Origin of the sequence: Vibrio sp. B7 (genome assembly GCF_963888765.1) — a bacterium.
GTDB classification, from domain to species: Bacteria; Pseudomonadota; Gammaproteobacteria; order Enterobacterales; family Vibrionaceae; genus Vibrio; species Vibrio anguillarum.
This window is the reverse complement of the sequence record NZ_CAWPKR010000002.1, coordinates 24,751-44,917: the sequence shown is the minus strand read 5'-3', so window position 1 is coordinate 44,917 and position 20,167 is coordinate 24,751. Positions and strand designations below refer to the sequence as shown.

The following is a 20,167-nucleotide window of genomic DNA, read 5'->3' as shown; positions in this document are numbered from 1 at the left end:
ATCATCATGGCTATGATTTAAAGTGTAGACCTAAGCCTACAATACAAAGAGAAAGATCAAATTTTATTAAGCAGAAGTAAAAAATAAAGCTAGGAAAACCTAGCTTTATTTAATGCGAAAAGAGTTAGATTGTCGCAGGAAAAACTAAGGACGCTCGACAAACCCTACCGCTTTAAATGCTTTTTTCAAGGTGATCGCAGCGCGGGCCGAGGCTTTTTCTGCACCCGCTTTCATTACTGAATCAAGATACGCGCGATCTTCTCGAATGCGCGCGTATTCAGCTTGTACAGGCTCCAGCATGGCAACCAGCGCTTCGCCAACATCTTTCTTGAAAGGGCCGTACATCTCAACACCTTGATATTGCGCTTCAATCTCAGCAAAGCTTTTGCCTGTCGCCGCAGAGTACAAACTCATCAAGTTGGAGATGCCCGCTTTGTTTTCGGTATCAAAAGCGATGCGTGGTGGTGTTTCAGTATCTGTCTGAGCCTTATTAACCTTCTTGATAATCGACTTTGGATCTTCCAGCAAAGTGATGATATTCTTACGGTTATCATCTGACTTAGACATCTTTTTCGTCGCATCTTGCAGGCTCATTACTCGCGCGTTCACTTGAGGAATGTAAGGCTCTGGAATGGTGAAGATCGGCTTTTCAGGACTATAGATGTTGTTAAAACGAGTCGCGATATCTCGCGCAAGTTCTAAGTGCTGCTTTTGGTCACTGCCCACGGGTACTTGGTGCGCGCCATAAAGTAGAATATCGGCCGCCATCAACACAGGATAACCGAATAAGCCTGCATTCACATCGTTCGCATAACGTGCTGATTTGTCTTTGAACTGAGTCATGCGGCTCAATTCACCCATCTGCGTGTAGCAGTTGAGAAGCCAACCCAATTGAGCATGCTCTGGTACGTGTGACTGAACAAATAGCGTGCTCTTTTTAGGGTCAACACCAACTGCAAGACAGATTGACAATGCATCTAACGTGGCTTCATGCAGTGCTTTCGGATCTTGACGAACCGTGATCGCATGCAGGTCAACCACGCAGTATTGACAATCATAGTCATCTTGCATCTGTTGCCATTGACGTAGAGCACCCAAATAGTTACCGATACTTAGTTCACCTGACGGTTGAACACCACTCAATACAATGGGTTTGCTCATAGGGATGATTTCCTTGCTACTTAAAATGAGATAAGACTGAAAATGTCTGTGAAAAAAACCGCGCTTATTCGCTAAGTGATACTTGATTTAGCGATAACGCGGTTTATGCAGTGTACTCATTGACGAGTATTTTACTAGCGCATTGTGTGAACTTTTATGCTGAAACTCGCAACACATCAAGCAATTGGTCGATACAGTCCGCCACGTAATCAGGGTTGGAAGCTGAAATGGGCTCACCGTGATTGTAGCCATAAGTCAAACCAAACGAATAACAACCCGCATTTTTAGCCGCTAAAATATCGTTTTTCGAATCCCCAACCATCAACATTTCCTTGGCCGTTAGTTGATGTTTATCCAATAGCCAGTTAAGCGCCATTGGATCAGGTTTTTTGATCGGGAAGGTATCACCACCAATCACATCACTAAAAAAGTGCTCAATACCATGTTGTACCAATACGTCAGGTACAAACTTAGACGGTTTATTGGTCACCAAAGCTAATGTAAACCCAGCGCTGTGTAGCTGCGCTAAGGTTTCTTTCACTTGGGGATATAAATGGCTCAGTTTATGGCCCGTTTGGGCATAAAATTCATCAAAACGCTCACGAGCGGTGGCTTTGATCTCATCGCTAAGATCAGGGTTGATGGTTAAACTTTGGCTAAGTGAGCGAGCGATCAGCACATCTGCACCATTGCCGACGTAATCACGCACTTGCATTTCTGATACTGATGAATAGCCTAACGATTGTACCGCTTGGTCGGCGGCTACGGCTAAATCTGGCACGCTGTCGAGCAAGGTACCATCGAGATCAAAGGCGATTAATTTAATTGAGCTTAAAGACATCTTAACTTCCGAATAATAGACAAGGGGCACAAAGCCCCTTGTTGCGTTATAAGTATGTTGCGTAGTGATTATTGAGGTGTAGTCAGTATTATGACTTAGCGCGCCACTTTGGCTAATTCTGCGCGCATCTCATCAATCACCGTTTGGTAATTAGGTTGACCAAAAATAGCCGAGCCTGCGACAAACATATCTGCGCCCGCTTGCGCAATTTCACGAATGTTATCGACTTTGACCCCACCATCAATCTCAAGGCGGATATGACGACCCGATTGCTCAATCAATTGACGCACCGCGCGCAGTTTATCCAACGTATGCGGAATAAAAGATTGACCACCAAAACCAGGGTTAACCGACATCAGCAAAATGAGGTCCACTTTATCCATAATAAATTCGAGATGCGCAAGTGGCGTAGCTGGGTTGAGCACTACACCCGCTTGGCATCCGTGCTCTTTGATCAATTGCAATGTGCGATCAACGTGATCAGAAGCTTCCACATGAAAAGTGATCATCGAAGCCCCTGCTTTGGCAAAATCAGGAATGATGCGATCAACTGGTTTCACCATCAGGTGAACATCAATCGGTGCCGTAACACCATAGTCGCGCAGCGCCTTACAAATCGGAGCACCAAAGGTCAAGTTGGGAACGTAGTGGTTATCCATTACATCAAAATGGACAACGTCTGCCCCAGCGGCAAGCACTTTCTCAACATCTTCGCCAAGACGAGCAAAATCTGCTGAGAGTATAGATGGGGCAATTAGGAAATCTTTCATACCTGACCTCTTAGGCTAGTGGGCGCAAATGCGTGATGAGCAAAATTCGCCCGCAATTCTACCTAAGCTGGCCAAGATATCCTAGCGCGACACCCGATTTAACTGCGAAATGTTAACCTTCGCATTCCGCTGTATTGAACAGTGCCAACAACTCATCTACTTTGTTGCGCCCTGCTCCATTACGGCTAATGGTGCGCTTAACCTTGACCACGTTAAGTTCTGCACCATGATATAAACGGCGCGTTAACTTAGTGTCATGATTGGAAATCAGTACCGGTATGCCACGATCATTGGCGGCTTTTTCGGCGACATCGGCCAATGAGGCTTGATCATCCAATGAAAAGCCATTACCAGAATAAGAAGTAAAATTGGCGGTAGTAGAGAGTGGCGCGTATGGCGGATCGCAATAGACAACACAGCCCTTGCGAGCACGACGAAACGTCTCTTCGTATCCTTCGCAAATAAAGGTCGCTTTCTTGGCTTTCTCGGCAAAAAACTCCAATTCTGCTTGCGGGAAATAAGGCTTTTTGTAGGAACCAAAAGGCACATTGAAACCGCCTTTTTTGTTGTAGCGACATAACCCATTAAAACCAAAACGGTTCATGTATAAAAACGCCAACGAACGATACAGTACATCATCGGTTTTATTGAACTCTTTGCGAATATCGAGATACGCTTCTTTACGGTTGTTATCGGCCGTGAACCAACGCTTAGATTCGGTGATGTACAGTTCAGGTTGATCTTTAATCAGGTTGTACAAGTTGATGAGATCAGGATTGATATCGGCCAACAAATACTGTTCAAAATCAGTATTGAGGAACACAGAGCCAGCACCAACAAAGGGTTCAACCAGTTTACGCGCTGGCGGCAGGTGACGTTGAATCTCTTCGACTAGGCCATACTTACCACCAGCCCATTTAAGAAAGGCACGCTGCTTCTTCATTTACTGCTCTATCTTTCAACCACGAAATAAGGCTGCGGAATGTAACATATTTTTGCGTCAAGCTCAGCGTTATTTCGCACGATCAATCTCTCGCTGTACTTGGCTGAGCGATTTGGCCCAAGGGCCTTGCAATTGCAACGCTTTCGGTAAGGTTTCAACGGCATCACGCGCAAACTGGATGGTTGGATAATTACCATAGGTGATGATGTACCACTCCACATCATTGCGTGCTGTCGGATAAATACGCACCTTTTCTTGCAGCGCGTAGGTGTTAATAAAGTTTTGTGCTTCAGCAAGCGAACTGACTGCAGCTAATTGCAAAGTATAGCTGCGTGGCGAAAAGGCTTTGAGTTCTTCTCTCGCAAAGGAGAAAGTGATTTTCGTTGGCGCAGCAGCAGTGGCAGTCTCACTTACGGGCACAGTTTGCGCCGTGCGGTTTTGTGCATCAGCAAGTGCATTATTAATCACTGACGTATCGGCTTTGGTCGAATTGCCTTCCAAAAGCGCATCCACAACATCAGACTCAATCACCACTCGTTGCTGATCGCTGTCAATTATGCCCACGCTCTCTGAATTCTCCATCACATCGGGTGGTAACGAACTGGAATCATCTTCAGCATCTAAATAACTCGGGTCACTTTTCGCAAGCTCCTTCCCATTATTGGCGGCGTCAGTTGCTGAATCATCGTTAAGCGTATTGACTGTTGGTGCAGCAGCATCCCCTAGCGTCGGAATCACCGTCTGCTCGAGTGTGCCTGTAATTTGCGACGCTTGCTCATCGGGTGAGGGCTGGGTAAATAGCCACCAGTAACCTCCACCGATGATGAGCAGAAGCAGTAAAACCAAGGCAGCGATCTGCACAGGAGAACCGATAATCGAACGGATGATGATCCTTTTTTCCATTTTCTGCTCTCCTAATGCCATGATTTCCCCAGGCACGCGTTTCACCTTTTTGTAAGCGTTGCGTACGCGGCGCTCCATCTCATCGGGTACATAACGCATGACCAGATTTTCAAAAAAGCGATCCGCTTCTTCATTGCTTAGGGCTTCAATCTCAAGCTCTACGGGTTTATGCTCTTGTCCGTAGCTTAAACGAGTCAGCAAAGCATCAAGACTATTGGCTTGTGCAAATAATACGACATTGATGGTCCACAATGGATTGGCTTGCGCTTCTAACACCAGCATCCATAGCTCAGACACTAAGGTTTCAGAGAGTAGATGAGCGTCATCGACAACAATCACCACATCACAACCGCCACCATCAAGCAGGCGAGCTAAGCTGTCAGAAAGTGTATCGTGAGGATTAAATAACGGGCCTGAAACGATTTGGGTAAGAATGGTCGCTCGACGCTGCTGGTCATCTTGATTGGGATGACACAGCAACAGCGATTGGTTTTTATCTTCGGCCCACGCTTCTAAATAACGCTGCGCTAACCAAGATTTACCAAAACCTAATCCACCACCAACGGTAATGACATTTGAGCCAAAATTGGTCAATAATTGCAAACGCTCAAGTAGCTCGACTTGCGAATCTAATTCCAATATACGTAATTCATTCGCCAAACTCATTAGGCCGTCCTACTGACAGACAACTGTCAAATTAGTATCAATGAAGATTTACAGGGTGCGGCAGAAGTCAATCGCTTGTTCAATGACCGCTTCGGGTACACCTTTCACTACTTGTGATGTACCAATACTGGTTGGTAGCACCAAACGTAGTTCGCCTGAAAGCACTTTTTTATCACGCATCATGTGTTGCATAAAGTCAGAAAACGACATGCTTTCGGGCGTATGAATCGGTAAATTTGCTCTTTTGAGTATAGAAACAATCCGCTCAACTTGCTGATCGTTAATTAAACCTTGTAACTGCGCCGTTTTAGCGGCCATCACAGTTCCGGCAGAAACCGCTTCACCGTGTAGCCAATTACCATACCCGAGCTGCGCTTCAATCGCATGACCAAATGTATGACCTAGGTTCAACAACGCGCGAATTCCCGACTCTTTTTCATCTTGAGCGACAACATCGGCTTTAATTTGACAGCAGCGAGCGATGGCATAACTTAGCGCTTGCTCATCTAAGGCATAGAGTTTATCGAGATTCTCTTCCAGCCAGACAAAGAAATCATGATCGTAAATGATGCCATATTTGATCACTTCCGCCATACCAGCGGCAAATTCTCGCGCAGGTAAAGTCGCCAAACATTCAGTATCAATGATGACGGCTTTCGGCTGATAAAATGCACCAATCATGTTTTTACCTAAAGCATGATTGACTGCGGTTTTACCGCCAACGGAGGAGTCCACTTGCGAAAGCAGCGTGGTCGGTATTTGGATAAAATCGACTCCGCGCTGATAACAGGCTGCGGCGAATCCAACTAAATCACCAATCACGCCACCACCTAAAGCGATGATCACCACATCACGGCTGTAATTACCTTCCAGCAGGTAACTCATCACCGTGTTAAATGTATCTAAAGTTTTGTACTGCTCGCCATCTGGCAGTTCAAGCAAGGAGACGTTACAAGCATGCGGTGCAAGAAGGGCGAAGATTTTATCCGCGTACAAAGGCGCGACCGTCACATTACTGATGACGACGACTTTTTGTTTGGCCGATAAGAAAGAAAGGAGGGCCGGATCATTAAATAATCCGGCGCCAATTGAGATTGGGTAGCTACGCTCATCTAAACTGACCGTAATCCGTTCCATGGTTTGCACTCCAAAATAAAGAACTTAGGAATGTTCTTCTAGCATTTTTACGATCTCGTTGGCTACCACTTTTGCACCTTGATCGTCAGTACGAACCGTAAAATCAGCGATCTCAGCGTAAAGATCGTTACGTTCATCAGCCAAGCATTCTAAGACTTCACGTGGATTGTCTGTTTGAAGCAATGGCCGTTTTTTGTCACGGTTCGTGCGTGCAAGTTGTTTTTCAATCGTCGTTTCAAGGTAGACCACAATACCACGAGCAGATAAACGATTACGGTTTTCTTTACTCTTAACAGAACCACCGCCTGTTGCGAGTACAATACCTTGTTTCTCGGTTAGGTCATTAATTACAGCTTCCTCACGTTTACGGAAGCCCTCTTCACCTTCGACGTCAAATACCCATGCGATATCTGCGCCTGTACGCTCTTCAATGACTGTATCTGAGTCTAAAAACTCCATATGCAGTTGTTGAGCAAGATGTCTACCAATTGTACTTTTGCCGGCGCCCATTGGGCCAACAAGGAAAATATTGCGTTTCTCAGCCATGTTTAGCAGTAATTTACAACGTTAATTCAATGACATCGCCACAAGATTAGCCAGTATAATACTGACCGTTAAGACGCTCGTGGCACCTATTCCTCACAGATGATTCGTGATAAGACCCGAAATTATCTAGATATGGTGCCACTAATGCAACTTTATTTTTTAACCAATCGCAATATCAGCCGTAAGTTATTGAATGACGACTTTCGGTGTCACGAAAATCAGCAGCTCACTTTTGCCCACTTGCTCATAGGAACGGCGGAACAATGCACCAAGTAATGGCAAATCACCAAGCAATGGAACCTTATCCACCGTATTGTTGACGCTATGTTGGAATATTCCACCAAGGACCACGGTTTCTCCATTATTGACCAATACTTGAGTGCCAATACGCTGAGTATTAATTGCAACCGCTTCTCCCGTCCCTGTTTTTACAATATCCCCAGGCCGGTCTTGAGTGACACTGAGATCTAACACTAAACGATTATCCGGCGTTATCTGTGGCGTCACTTTTAAACTCAGCACCGCTTTTTTGAAGGCGACTGTCGTTGCCCCGCTGGAAGAAGACTCCAAATAAGGGATCTCCGTACCCTGCTCGATATAAGCGGGTTTCTTGTTGGTCGTAATCAAACGAGGGCTGGAAATGATCTCCGCTTTCGACTCACGTTGTAGCGCTGAAAGCTCTAAATCCAACAACATATCCGACCCCAACTTAGCCACTTGGAAGGCAATACTTGAGGCATTAGCGGAGGTCGCCGCTAAGTTTACGTTAAGGAAGTCATCAACGGGCAATGTGCTTTCCCCCAACTTGCCCACTTGGAATAAATTACTTTCAATACTTCCGCCTGCGGTGTTGTTGCCATTGGTCGAGGTGAAACCCCAGCGTACGCCAAGTTCATCCAAATTACCTTCGTTGACCGTAACAATGCGCGCTTCAATCTGTACCTGTTTGACCGGGATATCGAGCGATTCAACAATTTGGCGTATCACCACAATATTCTCAGCCAATTCACGGATCAGCAGTGAGTTGGTTCGCTCGTCGATACTGATGGAACCTCGCTCAGACAACATGCTGACCGCCCCTTCACCGCCAATCATCTGCGCAATATCAGACGCCTTAGCAAAATTAATTTTGATGATTTCAGAACGTAGATCGCCCAACTCTTCAGCCAAACGTGCCTTTTCAAGCTGCTGCTTTTCACGTAAATCCAACTCTTCTTTAGGTGCAACTAAAATCACATTGCCGTCAACACGCTTATCTAATCCCTTGACTTGCAAAATGATATCGAGCACTTGCTGCCAAGGCACGCCATCAAGCCGTAGCGTCAGGTTACCAGTGACCGAATCTGAGACGACTAGGTTAAACGCGTTATAATCTGCGATAAGCTGCAAAACATTTCGCACAGGAATATCTTGAAAGTTAATCGAGATAAGCTTGCCCTCTTTCTCAAGAATGCTCTTCGGCTTAGGTTTTTCTTGTTCTTTCAGTTTGCCAATCACCACCTCAAGGTATTTCCCTTTCAAGCTGTAATCATACTTAAACTCGCCATGAATGGTCGCCAGTAACTGTGTACTTGGCTCTTTGCGCAATACCTCGATACTCTCAACAACGGTTGCAAAATCTTTGACGTCCAAGACATACAGTTTCTCATTGGAGACATCCGTCTTAAGCAGTTCAATTTGTAAACCGTCAGCCACTTTCTGCACATTAACTACTGTCGAAGGTGATGCGAGTTCAACAATCAATACAGCGTCTTTGTTTTTATTGACTCGAAAATCAATGCCTTTAAGCTCGTTGGTCTGCGTCGTTTCTGCCGCCACACTTAGCCCTGCCACACTCAATAATAAGCCAAATAAGAGGCTCCGAAATACCATAGTCATTTGTGTCTGTAGTCCTTTAATCATAGTGATTTCTCTAAATTCAAATTCTATTTCAGAGCCAATTTGACGTTACGTTGATTCCAACAACCTAAGCCGTCTGGCAAGGTTTCATTGATCAGCAGGTAATTGGAATCAACTCGAGTAACTTTGCCGTGATTCAAACCTAAATATTGTCCCGCTTTCACGTTGACGACCTTGCCTTGGGGCGTTTGCACTAATGCCGATACCGCGCCCCCGCTACTCATCACGCCTTTTAATCGCAGTTGATTAAGCGGATAGCGCTCTAGCTGGCCATTTTTACTGCGAGCCGGAGGTTGCCAGCAGTCTGCCTTCACTACAGGCTGATTTTGTACAATCGCTTCTTTAGGCAGCACAAAAGGTTCGCGGGATTCATGTTGCGCATAATGAGCAACTTCAAATTGAATAATGGGTTTTAATTTGGAGACTTCTTTACGTGCTTGCCCCTCGACCTGCTCCACATAAACCTTCAATGAATCTTGATTCGCCTTACAACCAACCAATACACTGGTACTAAACAGCACCATCAGCAGCAGATTATTGTTTTTCATCGTCCACCTCTTGCTTGAATTGATAGGTATAAGCGCGCACCCTAAAATGCAACGTGCTGCTTTCCTGACTAACCCGTTGCCAATCAACATCATCGAAATTAATAATGCGGGGCAATTTCGCGATCGCCTCTGAGAAATCACCAATGTCGTGGTAATTACCAGTTAATTCGATATTAAGCGGCAAACGATACAGAAACTCTTTATTCTGTTTTTCTCCCCAATCAATACGTGTAAAGGTTAACGCGTTATCTAGCCCTAGTTCATTGACCGATGCGAGCATGCTTGCGAGCTCTTTTTGCACGGGTAATTGGCGTAATAAAAAATCATAACGTTCAGTTAATTCATCCAGTTGAGCTTGCAACTGGGGTAAGGTGGCGGCTTTGCTGGCCTTAATCCGTAAGGTCGATTTCAGCACCTCTTCTTGCTGTTTTAAGTTCTGCAATTGCTCATTTTGAGGCATAAGATAGAACCACGCGCCAACGCCTTGAATAATCAGCATCAACACCAAAATAACCAGCAGTTGAGGCAGCAACGGCCATTCAGCCATTTCATCCATATCAAGATCTTGAAAACTAGTCATGGACAGCTCCTGTAGGCCGAATCTTGGTTAGCACAGAGCCCTGTGGTGTCGGGGAATGAAACATAAATGACACTTTAAACGTCTGAAACTCCTTACCAAATCGCTTATTACCGTGCACGATAGAGTGCATGTTGACATCGGAAAGTAAGGCTGATTTTTCAAAATTATCGAGCATGGTCGCAAGACGCGCAGTGCTGTCACTGATGCCCGTAATTTCAATTTCTTCACCATTCATTTTGATCTTATCGACGTAGACTCCTTCAGGCATAAGCTGTGGCATCAGGTTCATCAACTCGGTGGTTTTATTGCGTTGGCTTTGCAATGACTCAACAACCGATAAGCGAGTTAATAGTGCCTTGTGTTCTTGTTCCGTCATTTTTAATGCATTGATCTGTTTATCAAGCTGCTGAATGTATTGATTCAAATAAGCCAGACGAGACTCTTGCTGCTGCGCTTGCCCAGAGAAATACAAACCGATACCCCATTGAATACCAACAGCGCTCATCACACCTAAGACGACCAAGCCCATAAAACGACGCTTATGCGCCGCTCTTTGTTCCTCTCGCCAAGGCAGTAAGTTAATACTATGCAACATGAGAAGACTCCAACCACTCGATACCACGCAGTGCAAGGCCAGCCGCGGTGCTAAAACTCTGCCCAGACTGCTTATCTCGCTGGCGTTTCGCTAACTTATTGTTAAACAGAAGGAAGGGATCGAGAATCTCGCACTCAAGCTTGAGACGCCGCGAAATCTCTTGCGCCAACATCGGAGTATCTGCGCCACCACCTGAGAGCCAAATGCCTGCTAAACTGCCCGCGCCATTGACGGAGGTGAAAAGCTGCAACTGACGTTGAAGTCGCTCGATCAACTCATGCACAAAGCGCTCGTTTTTATCGGCTAATTCCGCATTGGTGCCCGACATCGCGCTGTCTTGGGACAACCACTGACAACCGAGAGGGATCTCTTTATGAAAAGGGGCTTTATCAGTAAAATCAATACAGAGCGCCGTTTGGGTATGGCCCACATCCATGAGCATCCAATCGCTGCGATGTTGTGCCCTGCTCGCCAACTGCCAAATGTTTAACAAACTGTGTATTTGCACATCAACCGCGATCGGTAAAAAGCCCGCTTTTTGAGCCGCTAACGCACGGCTTTCCACGACGTCTTTACGAGTGGCGTAAACTTGATAACTTACGGTGTTACTGCGACTTACGCTTTTTTCCATCACTTTGACGAAATCGAGACTCAGTTCTTCTATCGGGAACGGTGACTGATGAGAAAATGCCTGATAAATAGCAAACTCTTTTTCACGCGCCTGCAGGTCACTATCTATCTGTAATACCTTACTTATTACCGCATTGTCCGGTACCGATATGGCGACTTTGTGACTAAATAGTGGTAAACCCTTTCTTAGTTCTTTGAGTTTCTTTACAATTTTCTGATAATCCAGCGTGTGGTTATCGGAGAATATGTCCTCAGTAATAAATAATTCTTTATAACCGACGAGTGCATATGAATCACCCGCTAGCTTTAACACCACCGCTTTAATACTATGGTGGCCAATATCTATACCCGTAACCATTGATTTACCCATACGGCTTAGCTCCAGTAACGCTGCTTAGGCTTAGCTCGATTTGCTTATTTTGAGGTTAAATAAGCCACAATTTATTTTTAGAGCTAAATTTTTAGCCTAGAGTACAAGGGTTTGCATAAGGGCAGCCTTAACTAAACAGGGATTATCCGGTGAAGTTCATAAAGCGATTGTTATTACTTTCATTGATTTGCATTATTCTTGGAGTCACTACGATATTTGGCTTCTATTTTTACGTGAAGCCAGACCTCCCCGATGTAGCGACTTTACGTGATGTACAATTGCAGACACCGATGCAGGTCTATAGTCAAGATGGCAAGCTCATCGCCCAATTTGGAGAAAAGCGCCGAGTTCCGCTGCGTATTGAAGAGATCCCACCTGAACTTATCGAAGCGATTATCGCCACCGAAGATAGCCGCTTCTACGAGCACTATGGTTTTGACCCAATTGGTATCACGCGTGCTGCGGTCGCTGTGATCGCCTCAGGTAGCGCTAAACAAGGTGCAAGTACCATTACTCAGCAGCTTGCTCGTAACTTCTATCTCTCTAATGAGAAGAAGATCATGCGAAAAATCAAAGAGATTTTTATCGCTATTCATATCGAACAATTGCTGACGAAAAAAGAAATCCTAGAGCTTTATCTCAATAAAATTTATCTCGGTTACCGATCGTATGGAATTGGAGCGGCAGCCCAAGTTTATTTTGGAAAAGAAGTCAAAGATTTAACGCTGAGTGAAATTGCCCTGATTGCAGGACTTCCCAAAGCACCTTCAACCATGAACCCTATCTATTCTCTAGATCGCGCGACTAACCGCCGTAACGTGGTGCTACAGAGAATGCTTGATGAGAAATACATAACCCCAGCGCAATATACGCAAGCCCGCTCTGAGCCCTTAATGTCGAAATACCACGGTGCTGAAATTGAACTTAATGCACCTTATGTGGCAGAAATCGCCCGTTCATGGATGGTGGAGCGCTATGGTGAAGAGTCGGCCTATACCTCTGGCATGATTGTCACCACAACGGTAGATTCCAAACAGCAGCAAGCCGCGAGTAAAGCTGCAATCAATAACCTACTCGCCTATGATGAGCGTCATGGCTATCGCGGTGCTGAAAAAGTAGTTTGGAAAGAAGGCCAAACGCCATTGAATGAACAGCAACTGGCCGAGCACTTAAATAATGAACCGACTTATGGAGATTTATTACCAGCCGTCGTTACCCACGTAAGCAGCCAATCGGCTACGGTTTGGGTTAAGAACCAAGGATTGCAGACCATTGAATGGCAAGGCATGAACTGGGCTCGCCGTTTCTTAACTGATTCTCGACAAGGACCGGTTCCGAGTACAGCGACGGAAATCATCGCCGCTGGTGAACAAATTTGGGTACGTAATCGTGCTGAATACAGTGATGACCATACCACCGATGAAGCACCACAGTGGTACTTAAGCCAAGTACCCAATGCCAACACTGCCTTTGTTGCCATGAACCCAGAAAATGGTGCGGTACTGGCGCTGGTTGGCGGCTTTAACTTTGTGCACAATAAATTTAACCGTGCGACTCAATCGGTGCGCCAGGTCGGCTCAAGTATTAAACCCTTTATCTACTCTGCCGCCATCGATAAAGGCATGACCTTAGCGACGCTCATTAATGATGCGCCGATTAACCAGTGGGACCAAAGCCAAGGTACAGCATGGCGTCCTAAAAACTCACCACCGACTTATATTGGCCCAACTCGTCTTCGCGTTGGCTTGGCTCAATCCAAAAACGTGATGGCGGTGAGAGTGCTACGCGCTGTTGGGCTGGATGAAACACGTGAGTATCTCACTCGCTTTGGTTTTGATATTGACCAAGTACCACGCTCAGAAACCATTGCCTTAGGTGCGGGAAGCTTAACGCCGGTTAAGATGGCGCAAGGCTATTCCGTGTTTGCCAATGGTGGCTATTATGTTGAACCCTATTACATCAGCAAAGTTGAAGATCCCTTTGGCAAACTTGAGTATCAAGCCACACCAAAAGTCGTTTGCCAACAGCAATGCACCCCAGACACAAATGAGTTCGATGAGCAAGATGTTGCATCGCACTATGCTCCACAAGTAATTTCCGAACAAAACGCATTTCTTGTCCGAGAGATGATGTACAGCAATATTTGGGGTGGCGGAAATTGGCGTGAAGGAACGGGTTGGAATGGTACAGGCTGGCGTGCACAAAAGCTGGGGCGTCGTGATATTGGTGGTAAAACAGGAACGACCAATGACTCCAAAGATGCGTGGTACAACGGCTATGCACCGGGCATGGTCGCTATTGCTTGGGTCGGATTTGATGATCATAACCGCAACTTAGGTAGGACAACCGAAAACAGCAATGTAGATGACGATGGTGTATCCGGTGCGGAAGCGGGAGCAAAAACGGCACAACCCGCTTGGATTGATTTTATGCGTCAAGTACTGGTCGATGTGCCAGCGCAAGACAAACCCATTCCCGCCAATATTGTGCGGGTAAGAATCGATATCGATACCGGCCTGTTAACCAATAAGTTTGATTCAAGCTCGATGTTTGAATACTTCATTCAAGGCACAGAGCCAACCGAGTATGTCGCAGAGAGTGTCTCTGACAACATCTACTCTTCACCTACAGGTGAAGAGCTGTTCTAAAGCTCAGTAAAAAGAGGCTAAATTTAGCCTCTTTTTTTATTTCTCATTTAGCTTTGTTTTGATTGCGTGAGCCAACTGCTCAAAACGCTGCCTCAACGGCGATCCCGGCCGATAAGCTAATACTAAGCGACGTGAAGGCTGCGGGTTGACCGCTTTAAGGTAACAAACGCCATCCTTCTCTTTGACATCTGGTAAAGAGAGCTCTGGTAACAGGGTAATTCCCCCACCCGCTGCGACCATATTACGCAGCGTCTCTAAGCTGGTCGCTTTAAAACGTTCGTCATCTTTTGCGCCTGCCGCAAAACAGAAACCTAAGGCTTGATCGCGTAAGCAATGACCGTCACCTAAAGCCAATACCGTTCGCCCTTTCAAATCCAACATACTTACTTCACTTTTTGCAGCCCATTCATGCCCACTAGGCACGGCAATACTCAATGCTTCGTCATACAGATCAATCTCTTTAAAGTGAGCCGTTTCCGCAACGGAGGCCAACACTAAACAATCGAGTTTGCCATCTTCTAACTGGCGCACAAGCTGTTGGGTTTGCGCTTCGTGTAAATAGAGCTCCAGTTCAGGAAATTGCTCTTTTAAAAAAGGCACAATACGCGGCAAAAGGTAGGGGCCTAAAGTGGGAATGAATCCAATATGGATAGGACCACTCATCGAGCCACCCTGGCCGCTAGCCATATCTCTGAAGGTTTTGATTTCACTTAAAATACGCTTGGCCTGATCGACCAATTGCAGGCCCGAATCGGTGAACAATACTCGGCGACTGCTGCGCTCTAATAATACTGTTCCCAGCTCATCCTCCAGTTTGCGGATCTGGCCACTGAGTGTTGGCTGGCTCACAAAACAAGCTTCTGCTGCTTTACGAAAATGTTTATGTTCAGCTAATGATACTAAGTACTCAAAATCACGAATGTTCATCTTCAATCTCAATAGAATCCACCTATCAAAACCATAGCATCAAACGATTGGAGCTATCAAAGGTTTTCTTCCATAATGGCTTCAACAAATGAGAGCAGCGGCTCTTAAAATCATAACCTAACTTAGAAAATCACAAGGAAAATAGAATGTTAGTATCTAAAGAAGGCCAAGCGGTACCACAAGTCACTTTCCCTACTCGTCAAGGTGATGCTTGGGTTAATCTCACAACAGATCAATTATTCAAAGGTAAAACCGTTATCGTATTTAGCTTGCCAGGTGCCTTCACCCCAACCTGTTCATCAAGCCACTTGCCGCGTTACAACGAACTGTACCCGGTGTTTAAAGAGCATGGCGTTGATGACATCCTATGTGTTTCGGTGAACGATACCTTTGTGATGAATGCTTGGAAAGCAGACCAAGAAGCAGAGAATATTACTTTCATTCCTGATGGCAATGGCGAATTTACTGACGGCATGGGTATGTTAGTTGATAAAAGCCAAATCGGTTTTGGCAAACGTTCATGGCGTTACAGCATGTTAGTCAAAGATGGCATCATCGAAAAAATGTTTATCGAAGCTGATGAACCGGGTGACCCGTTCAAAGTATCAGATGCTGACACCATGCTGAAATACATTGCACCTAACTATAAAACACAAGAATCGGTTACCGTATTTACTAAACCAGGTTGCCCATTCTGCACTAAAGCAAAACAACTCTTGATTGACCACGGTCTTCAATATGAAGAAGTGGTATTGGGTAAAGATGCAACCACAGTGAGCTTACGAGCTATCACAGGCCGTACCACCGTTCCGCAAGTTTTCGTTGGTGGTAAACACATCGGCGGCAGCGAAGAGCTAGAAGCTTACCTGGGCTAATCACGCCTGCCCTAGGAAAATCTTCCTAGGGCATCCTCCTCATTTAGACTCAATGACAGCATTATTAAATGTTGCCATCGACTATTCACATTCCAAATTTAGAGAAAGCGATGATGAAACAGTTAAACGTTGATGTAGCCATTATTGGTGGTGGGACCGCAGGACTCGGCGCTTATCGTGCAGCAAAAGCACATACGACTAGTGTCGTCATGATCGAAGGTGGCCCATACGGAACCACATGCGCTCGCGTCGGCTGCATGCCATCTAAGTTACTGATTGCGGCCGCTGAAAGCGTCCATCACATCCACAAAGCTCCTGCTTTTGGTGTTCATCCTCAAGGTGAAATTGTCATTAATGGACGTGAAGTGATGGCGCGGGTAAAACGTGAACGTGACCGCTTTGTCGGATTTGTGCTTGAAGGCGTTGAGGAGATCCCCGCTGAAGATAAAGTTTCAGGCTACGCCCAATTTATCGACAACCACACCCTGCAAGTTGACAACCATACCCAAATCAGCGCCAAGCGGATCGTGATTGCTACCGGTTCTCGCCCAGCCTACCCGGCCGTATGGAATGAACTTGGCGATCGCTTAATCATTAATGATGACCTATTTGAGTGGGACGACTTACCCGAATCTGTTGCCGTATTTGGCCCGGGAGTTATTGGCCTAGAACTAGGTCAAGCCTTACATCGCTTAGGGGTAAAAGTGAAGCTGTTCGGCATTGGTGGACAAGTTGGCCCATTAACCGACCCTGATGTAATGGCTTACGCTGATAAAACGTTTAAGGAAGAATTCTATTTAGACGCTGACGTTAAAGTGGAAAGCATGAAACGCATTGCTTCTCCAACAGACCAAAACGACAAAGTTGAAATCCAATTCATCAACCGTGAAGGGCAGCTCGAAACATTTGTCGTTGACTATGTGTTGGCGGCAACCGGTCGTCGCCCGAACGTAGACAAATTGGCAATTGAAAATACCGATGTAGCCCTTGATGCGCGCGGCGTACCAACGGCCGATCACTATACGCTGCAAACCTCTGTAGACAGTATTTTCATTGCTGGTGATGCCAGTAATCAACTGCCACTGCTTCATGAAGCAGCCGATCAAGGTCGTATTGCAGGGGATAACGCTGGCCGCTACCCAGATATTCGCGCCGGGCTTCGTCGTTCCTCTATCTCAGCGGTTTTTTCAGACCCACAAATTGCGATGGTCGGTGAATCCTACAAACAGCTAACCACTCGTTTGGGAAATTGTGGCTGTTTTGCTATCGGTACTGTGTCGTTTGAAAATCAAGGCCGTTCACGCGTCATGCTGCGCAATAAAGGGTTATTGCATGTGTATGGCGAACAAGGAACAGGGCGATTTTTAGGCGCTGAAATGATGGGACCGAATGCGGAGCACTTGGCTCATTTGCTGGCGTGGGCACATCAAAATCAGATGACGATTTCACAGATGTTGGATATGCCTTTTTATCACCCCGTAATTGAAGAAGGCGTGCGCACCGCGCTGCGTGACCTAAACGCTAAACTGCATTTGGGCCCTGAGATGATCAAACATTGCATGGACTGCGGTCCGGGCTGTTAATTTTCAACATCCATTCATGCGGTCGCCCTTGTGCGGCCGTTTTTTATACGCTTTAGTTTCAGCCGCGCCTTAGACTCACACCTTCACGCACGTTATACTGCCGTTATTTTCTCTTTAATGAACGCGCTTATGCCTTGCAATAACTGCCAATCTTCGTGGTTTTGGAAAAAAATCGGCCGCTGCCAACGTTGTATGGATCAGCTCACTGTTTTGTCAGTTGGGTGCTGGCTTGTGTGGTGGTGGTTATGCAGGGAGAACCCTAAAACCATTGAATCGATCAGCTTGCTAATAGCGGGCTTTGCCTTTAACGGTTTGCTGTTTTTACATCTGTGGATGAAGTTTGTGGTACTCCCTTGGCGTAAGCGGCAAGGGCGCGACAAATAAAAAGCTAAAGAGCACAAAAGAAAAAGCCCCAGAACCAATAGTAGGTTTGGGGCCTTCTTAGATTCTTCTAAGAAAAAGCAGTGGTACAGTTATAGACCACGCTTTTCTTAAACTGTTCCGTGATCATTCGATCTTTTTGAGATCTTTTTCCAAGGCCTCATTAACGGCAATGATCGCGTTGGTAATCAACGTATTAAGCGACGTTGACTCGCTTGATGATCTGTTCAACCAAATTGATCTCAAGCGCCACTTCATCACAAGCGTGCTGTCGTGGGCATTGTTCACAATCTTTGAGCACTTTCTCTGGCAGTAAGCTTTTTGAGGTTGGAATAAAATCATGCTTCATGAAAAACTCTGGCGTTCGAGTCAGAACAAACACTTTCTTAATCGCCATTTGCCGCGCTTTATTCACCAAATACGAGACGATCGCTTTTCCTTGTCCTTGACCTTGCCAACCTGCTTCTACACCAAGCGAACGAATTTCAGCCAACCCAGAGTCATAGACATATAACGAGGCGCATCCCGTCACTTCACCATGGTGTTCCGCCACGGCAAATGAACCAATATCGCGCACCAACTCATTGCGTGAACGGGGCAAGTTTTCTCCCATATTCGCCCAATAAGTGACCATACTTTCTAGCGTTTCAATATCCGTCAAACGGGCAGGACGAACTTTCACCGCCGTGGTGTCACGTTTGTCTAAACGCGCTTTAGCTTGATCAACCGCATAGGCCACTTGTTTTGGCGAAACGCCACCTAAAGCGCTGCGTTTTTCTAAGCAAGATTCGATGGTGAGGATCGCATAAACATCATCTTCAATGACCGACGAAAACTCTTTAAGCTCGGCAAGGGTCAGTTCTTCAAGCGCACACCCTTTCGCAATCGCGCCAACCACCGCGACGCCCACAATATGGTGCGCTTCACGGAAAGGGATCCCTTTGGCGACTAAATAATCAGCTAATTCGGTAGCATTGGCATAGCCTTGTTTAGCCGCTTCTAAAGTCCGTTCGGTTTTAATTTTGATGCCATCAAAGCAAAGCGCAGCCATTTCCATGCAGTCGTTCCAAGTATCCAGCGCGTCAAACAGCCCTTCTTTGTCTTCTTGCATATCTTTGTTATAAGCCAATGGTAAGGCTTTGACCGTCATCATCATGCCCGCAAGCGAGCCATAAACACGGCCAGTTTTGCCACGGATCAGCTCTAATGCATCAGGGTTTTTCTTTTGCGGCATCAAGGATGAACCCGAAGTCACGGTGTCAGCCAGTTCGATAAAACCAGACTCACCCGAGTTGTAGAAGATCATATCTTCCGCCAAGCGCGATAAATGCAGCATCGAGATCGACGCCACCGACATCAATTCCATCACGTGATCTCGGTCGGATACTGAATCGAGCGAGTTACGCGTGGCACGGCGAAACCCTAAATGATGAGCAAGCTGTTCACGATCAATCGGATAGGCCGTACCTGCCAGCGCGCCGGAGCCAAGTGGACAAGTATCCAGGCGCTTAATCGCATCATTTAAACGAGAGTAATCACGCTCAAACATTTCAACATAGGCCAAACACCAATGCGCAAAGGTCACTGGTTGCGCACGTTGCAGGTGGGTATAACCGGGCAAAACCGTCGCTTGGTGCTGCTGAGCAACCGACACTAGTTTCGTTTGCAGGCGATCTAACCCCAACAGTAATTGCTGACCTTGCTGGCGGCACCACAATTTTAAATCGGTCGCGACTTGGTCATTACGAGAGCGCCCAGTGTGCAGCTTTTTGCCTAAATCACCCACTTTGCTGATCAACTGCTGCTCAACCCAAGAGTGAATATCTTCTGCATCAGAGCGTAAGATCTGCTCAGGATCTTCCATCACTTCCAGTTTGAGTTCGTTGAGCGCAAGTTCTAGTTTTTGCTGCTCCTCTTCGCCCAAAACATTCACTGACACCAACGCCTTTGACCATGCTATAGAGCCCACAATGTCTTGTTCAGCCAATCGGTAATCAAAGCGAAGTGAATCGTTGAACTCTTTGAACCTCGTGTCTGCTGCTTGGGTAAATCTACCGCCCCATAATGCCATTGCGTATCTCCTGCTCTTAGGTCGCGACTGAGCGTGACCACATCAAATTGCTCAATCATTTTTATAATAAAGATCGCTACTAGAGCGATCTTT

18 protein-coding genes are annotated in these 20,167 nt (G+C 46.0%); 4 read left to right on the top strand and 14 right to left on the bottom strand.

Annotation, left to right across the window (positions count from 1 at the left end; translation table 11 throughout):
• Positions 1-144 precede the first annotated feature (144 nt).
• From trpS to pilM, 12 genes are all read right to left on the bottom strand, one after another.
• Positions 145-1,161 carry a tryptophan--tRNA ligase gene (gene trpS, locus AACV32_RS01075; RefSeq protein WP_170895575.1) on the bottom strand — a complete coding sequence of 339 codons (1,017 nt, stop codon included), beginning with the start codon at positions 1,159-1,161 and terminating at the stop codon, positions 145-147.
• A 154-nt stretch (positions 1,162-1,315) separates the two neighbouring features.
• Complete coding sequence (locus AACV32_RS01070) at positions 1,316-2,002, bottom strand: phosphoglycolate phosphatase (protein WP_026027427.1); 687 nt, start codon at positions 2,000-2,002, stop codon at positions 1,316-1,318.
• A 95-nt stretch (positions 2,003-2,097) separates the two neighbouring features.
• On the bottom strand, positions 2,098-2,772 hold the full coding sequence (rpe, locus tag AACV32_RS01065) for a ribulose-phosphate 3-epimerase (RefSeq protein WP_013855893.1): 675 nt from the start codon (positions 2,770-2,772) through the stop codon (positions 2,098-2,100).
• A 112-nt stretch (positions 2,773-2,884) separates the two neighbouring features.
• Entirely contained in the window at positions 2,885-3,715 is an 831-nt protein-coding gene (locus tag AACV32_RS01060; RefSeq protein WP_013855892.1) for a Dam family site-specific DNA-(adenine-N6)-methyltransferase, read from the bottom strand.
• A gap of 69 nt (positions 3,716-3,784) precedes the next feature.
• Entirely contained in the window at positions 3,785-5,284 is a 1,500-nt protein-coding gene (locus AACV32_RS01055; protein WP_017049208.1) for an SPOR domain-containing protein, read from the bottom strand.
• A 48-nt stretch (positions 5,285-5,332) separates the two neighbouring features.
• Positions 5,333-6,421: a 3-dehydroquinate synthase gene (gene aroB, locus AACV32_RS01050; protein WP_026027426.1), complete on the bottom strand. Its 1,089-nt coding sequence runs from the start codon at positions 6,419-6,421 to the stop codon at positions 5,333-5,335.
• A gap of 24 nt (positions 6,422-6,445) precedes the next feature.
• A complete protein-coding gene (gene aroK, locus AACV32_RS01045; protein ID WP_010317691.1) occupies positions 6,446-6,967 on the bottom strand; it encodes a shikimate kinase AroK in 522 nt (173 codons plus the stop codon).
• Between the two features lie 186 nt (positions 6,968-7,153).
• Positions 7,154-8,869: a type IV pilus secretin PilQ gene (locus tag AACV32_RS01040; RefSeq protein WP_013855889.1), complete on the bottom strand. Its 1,716-nt coding sequence runs from the start codon at positions 8,867-8,869 to the stop codon at positions 7,154-7,156.
• Positions 8,870-8,892: 23 nt separating this feature from the next.
• A complete protein-coding gene (locus AACV32_RS01035) occupies positions 8,893-9,414 on the bottom strand; it encodes a pilus assembly protein PilP (RefSeq protein WP_017047272.1) in 522 nt (173 codons plus the stop codon).
• Positions 9,401-9,994, bottom strand: a complete 594-nt coding sequence (locus AACV32_RS01030; RefSeq protein WP_013855887.1) for a type 4a pilus biogenesis protein PilO — start codon at positions 9,992-9,994, stop codon at positions 9,401-9,403. Before AACV32_RS01030 ends, AACV32_RS01035 begins: the two co-directional genes overlap by 14 nt.
• The gene (locus AACV32_RS01025; protein WP_017047271.1) at positions 9,987-10,589 is read right to left on the bottom strand and encodes a PilN domain-containing protein; all 603 of its coding nucleotides are present in this window, start codon (positions 10,587-10,589) and stop codon (positions 9,987-9,989) included. The genes AACV32_RS01030 and AACV32_RS01025 overlap by 8 nt, the downstream gene beginning before the upstream one ends.
• On the bottom strand, positions 10,579-11,589 hold the full coding sequence (pilM, locus tag AACV32_RS01020) for a type IV pilus assembly protein PilM (protein ID WP_170895574.1): 1,011 nt from the start codon (positions 11,587-11,589) through the stop codon (positions 10,579-10,581). Before pilM ends, AACV32_RS01025 begins: the two co-directional genes overlap by 11 nt.
• Positions 11,590-11,738: 149 nt before the next feature.
• On the opposite strand from pilM, the gene AACV32_RS01015 reads away from it, so the two are divergent.
• The gene (locus AACV32_RS01015; protein WP_017049209.1) at positions 11,739-14,237 is read left to right on the top strand and encodes a penicillin-binding protein 1A; all 2,499 of its coding nucleotides are present in this window, start codon (positions 11,739-11,741) and stop codon (positions 14,235-14,237) included.
• A gap of 36 nt (positions 14,238-14,273) precedes the next feature.
• Here AACV32_RS01015 and oxyR read toward each other — a convergent pair whose 3' ends face one another.
• A complete protein-coding gene (oxyR, locus tag AACV32_RS01010; protein WP_026027425.1) occupies positions 14,274-15,164 on the bottom strand; it encodes a DNA-binding transcriptional regulator OxyR in 891 nt (296 codons plus the stop codon).
• Positions 15,165-15,310: 146 nt separating this feature from the next.
• On the opposite strand from oxyR, the gene AACV32_RS01005 reads away from it, so the two are divergent.
• The 3 genes from AACV32_RS01005 (at position 15,311) to AACV32_RS00995 (ending at position 18,006) form a co-directional block, all read left to right on the top strand.
• On the top strand, positions 15,311-16,039 hold the full coding sequence (locus AACV32_RS01005) for a redoxin family protein (RefSeq protein WP_013855882.1): 729 nt from the start codon (positions 15,311-15,313) through the stop codon (positions 16,037-16,039).
• 113 nt (positions 16,040-16,152) lie between these two features.
• Positions 16,153-17,622, top strand: coding sequence for a dihydrolipoyl dehydrogenase (locus AACV32_RS01000; RefSeq protein ID WP_170895602.1), 1,470 nt, complete (start codon positions 16,153-16,155; stop codon positions 17,620-17,622).
• A gap of 129 nt (positions 17,623-17,751) precedes the next feature.
• Complete coding sequence (locus AACV32_RS00995; RefSeq protein ID WP_013855880.1) at positions 17,752-18,006, top strand: DUF3624 domain-containing protein; 255 nt, start codon at positions 17,752-17,754, stop codon at positions 18,004-18,006.
• 193 nt (positions 18,007-18,199) lie between these two features.
• Here the strand turns inward: AACV32_RS00995 and argH are convergent, their stop codons facing one another.
• Positions 18,200-20,074, bottom strand: a complete 1,875-nt coding sequence (gene argH / locus AACV32_RS00990; RefSeq protein WP_013855879.1) for an argininosuccinate lyase — start codon at positions 20,072-20,074, stop codon at positions 18,200-18,202.
• Positions 20,075-20,167 lie beyond the last annotated feature (93 nt).

What these genes read in the sequence shown, in the direction of transcription:
- trpS (WP_170895575.1), bottom strand. Translation starts at nt 1,161, where the DNA reads ATGAGCAAACCCATTGTATTGAGTGGTGTTCAACCGTCAGGTGAACTA.
- AACV32_RS01070 (WP_026027427.1), bottom strand. Translation starts at nt 2,002, where the DNA reads ATGTCTTTAAGCTCAATTAAATTAATCGCCTTTGATCTCGATGGTACC.
- rpe (WP_013855893.1), bottom strand. Translation starts at nt 2,772, where the DNA reads ATGAAAGATTTCCTAATTGCCCCATCTATACTCTCAGCAGATTTTGCT.
- AACV32_RS01060 (WP_013855892.1), bottom strand. Translation starts at nt 3,715, where the DNA reads ATGAAGAAGCAGCGTGCCTTTCTTAAATGGGCTGGTGGTAAGTATGGC.
- AACV32_RS01055 (WP_017049208.1), bottom strand. Translation starts at nt 5,284, where the DNA reads ATGAGTTTGGCGAATGAATTACGTATATTGGAATTAGATTCGCAAGTC.
- aroB (WP_026027426.1), bottom strand. Translation starts at nt 6,421, where the DNA reads ATGGAACGGATTACGGTCAGTTTAGATGAGCGTAGCTACCCAATCTCA.
- aroK (WP_010317691.1), bottom strand. Translation starts at nt 6,967, where the DNA reads ATGGCTGAGAAACGCAATATTTTCCTTGTTGGCCCAATGGGCGCCGGC.
- AACV32_RS01040 (WP_013855889.1), bottom strand. Translation starts at nt 8,869, where the DNA reads ATGATTAAAGGACTACAGACACAAATGACTATGGTATTTCGGAGCCTC.
- AACV32_RS01035 (WP_017047272.1), bottom strand. Translation starts at nt 9,414, where the DNA reads ATGAAAAACAATAATCTGCTGCTGATGGTGCTGTTTAGTACCAGTGTA.
- AACV32_RS01030 (WP_013855887.1), bottom strand. Translation starts at nt 9,994, where the DNA reads ATGACTAGTTTTCAAGATCTTGATATGGATGAAATGGCTGAATGGCCG.
- AACV32_RS01025 (WP_017047271.1), bottom strand. Translation starts at nt 10,589, where the DNA reads ATGTTGCATAGTATTAACTTACTGCCTTGGCGAGAGGAACAAAGAGCG.
- pilM (WP_170895574.1), bottom strand. Translation starts at nt 11,589, where the DNA reads ATGGGTAAATCAATGGTTACGGGTATAGATATTGGCCACCATAGTATT.
- oxyR (WP_026027425.1), bottom strand. Translation starts at nt 15,164, where the DNA reads ATGAACATTCGTGATTTTGAGTACTTAGTATCATTAGCTGAACATAAA.
- AACV32_RS01005 (WP_013855882.1), top strand. Translation starts at nt 15,311, where the DNA reads ATGTTAGTATCTAAAGAAGGCCAAGCGGTACCACAAGTCACTTTCCCT.
- AACV32_RS01000 (WP_170895602.1), top strand. Translation starts at nt 16,153, where the DNA reads ATGAAACAGTTAAACGTTGATGTAGCCATTATTGGTGGTGGGACCGCA.
- AACV32_RS00995 (WP_013855880.1), top strand. Translation starts at nt 17,752, where the DNA reads ATGCCTTGCAATAACTGCCAATCTTCGTGGTTTTGGAAAAAAATCGGC.
- argH (WP_013855879.1), bottom strand. Translation starts at nt 20,074, where the DNA reads ATGGCATTATGGGGCGGTAGATTTACCCAAGCAGCAGACACGAGGTTC.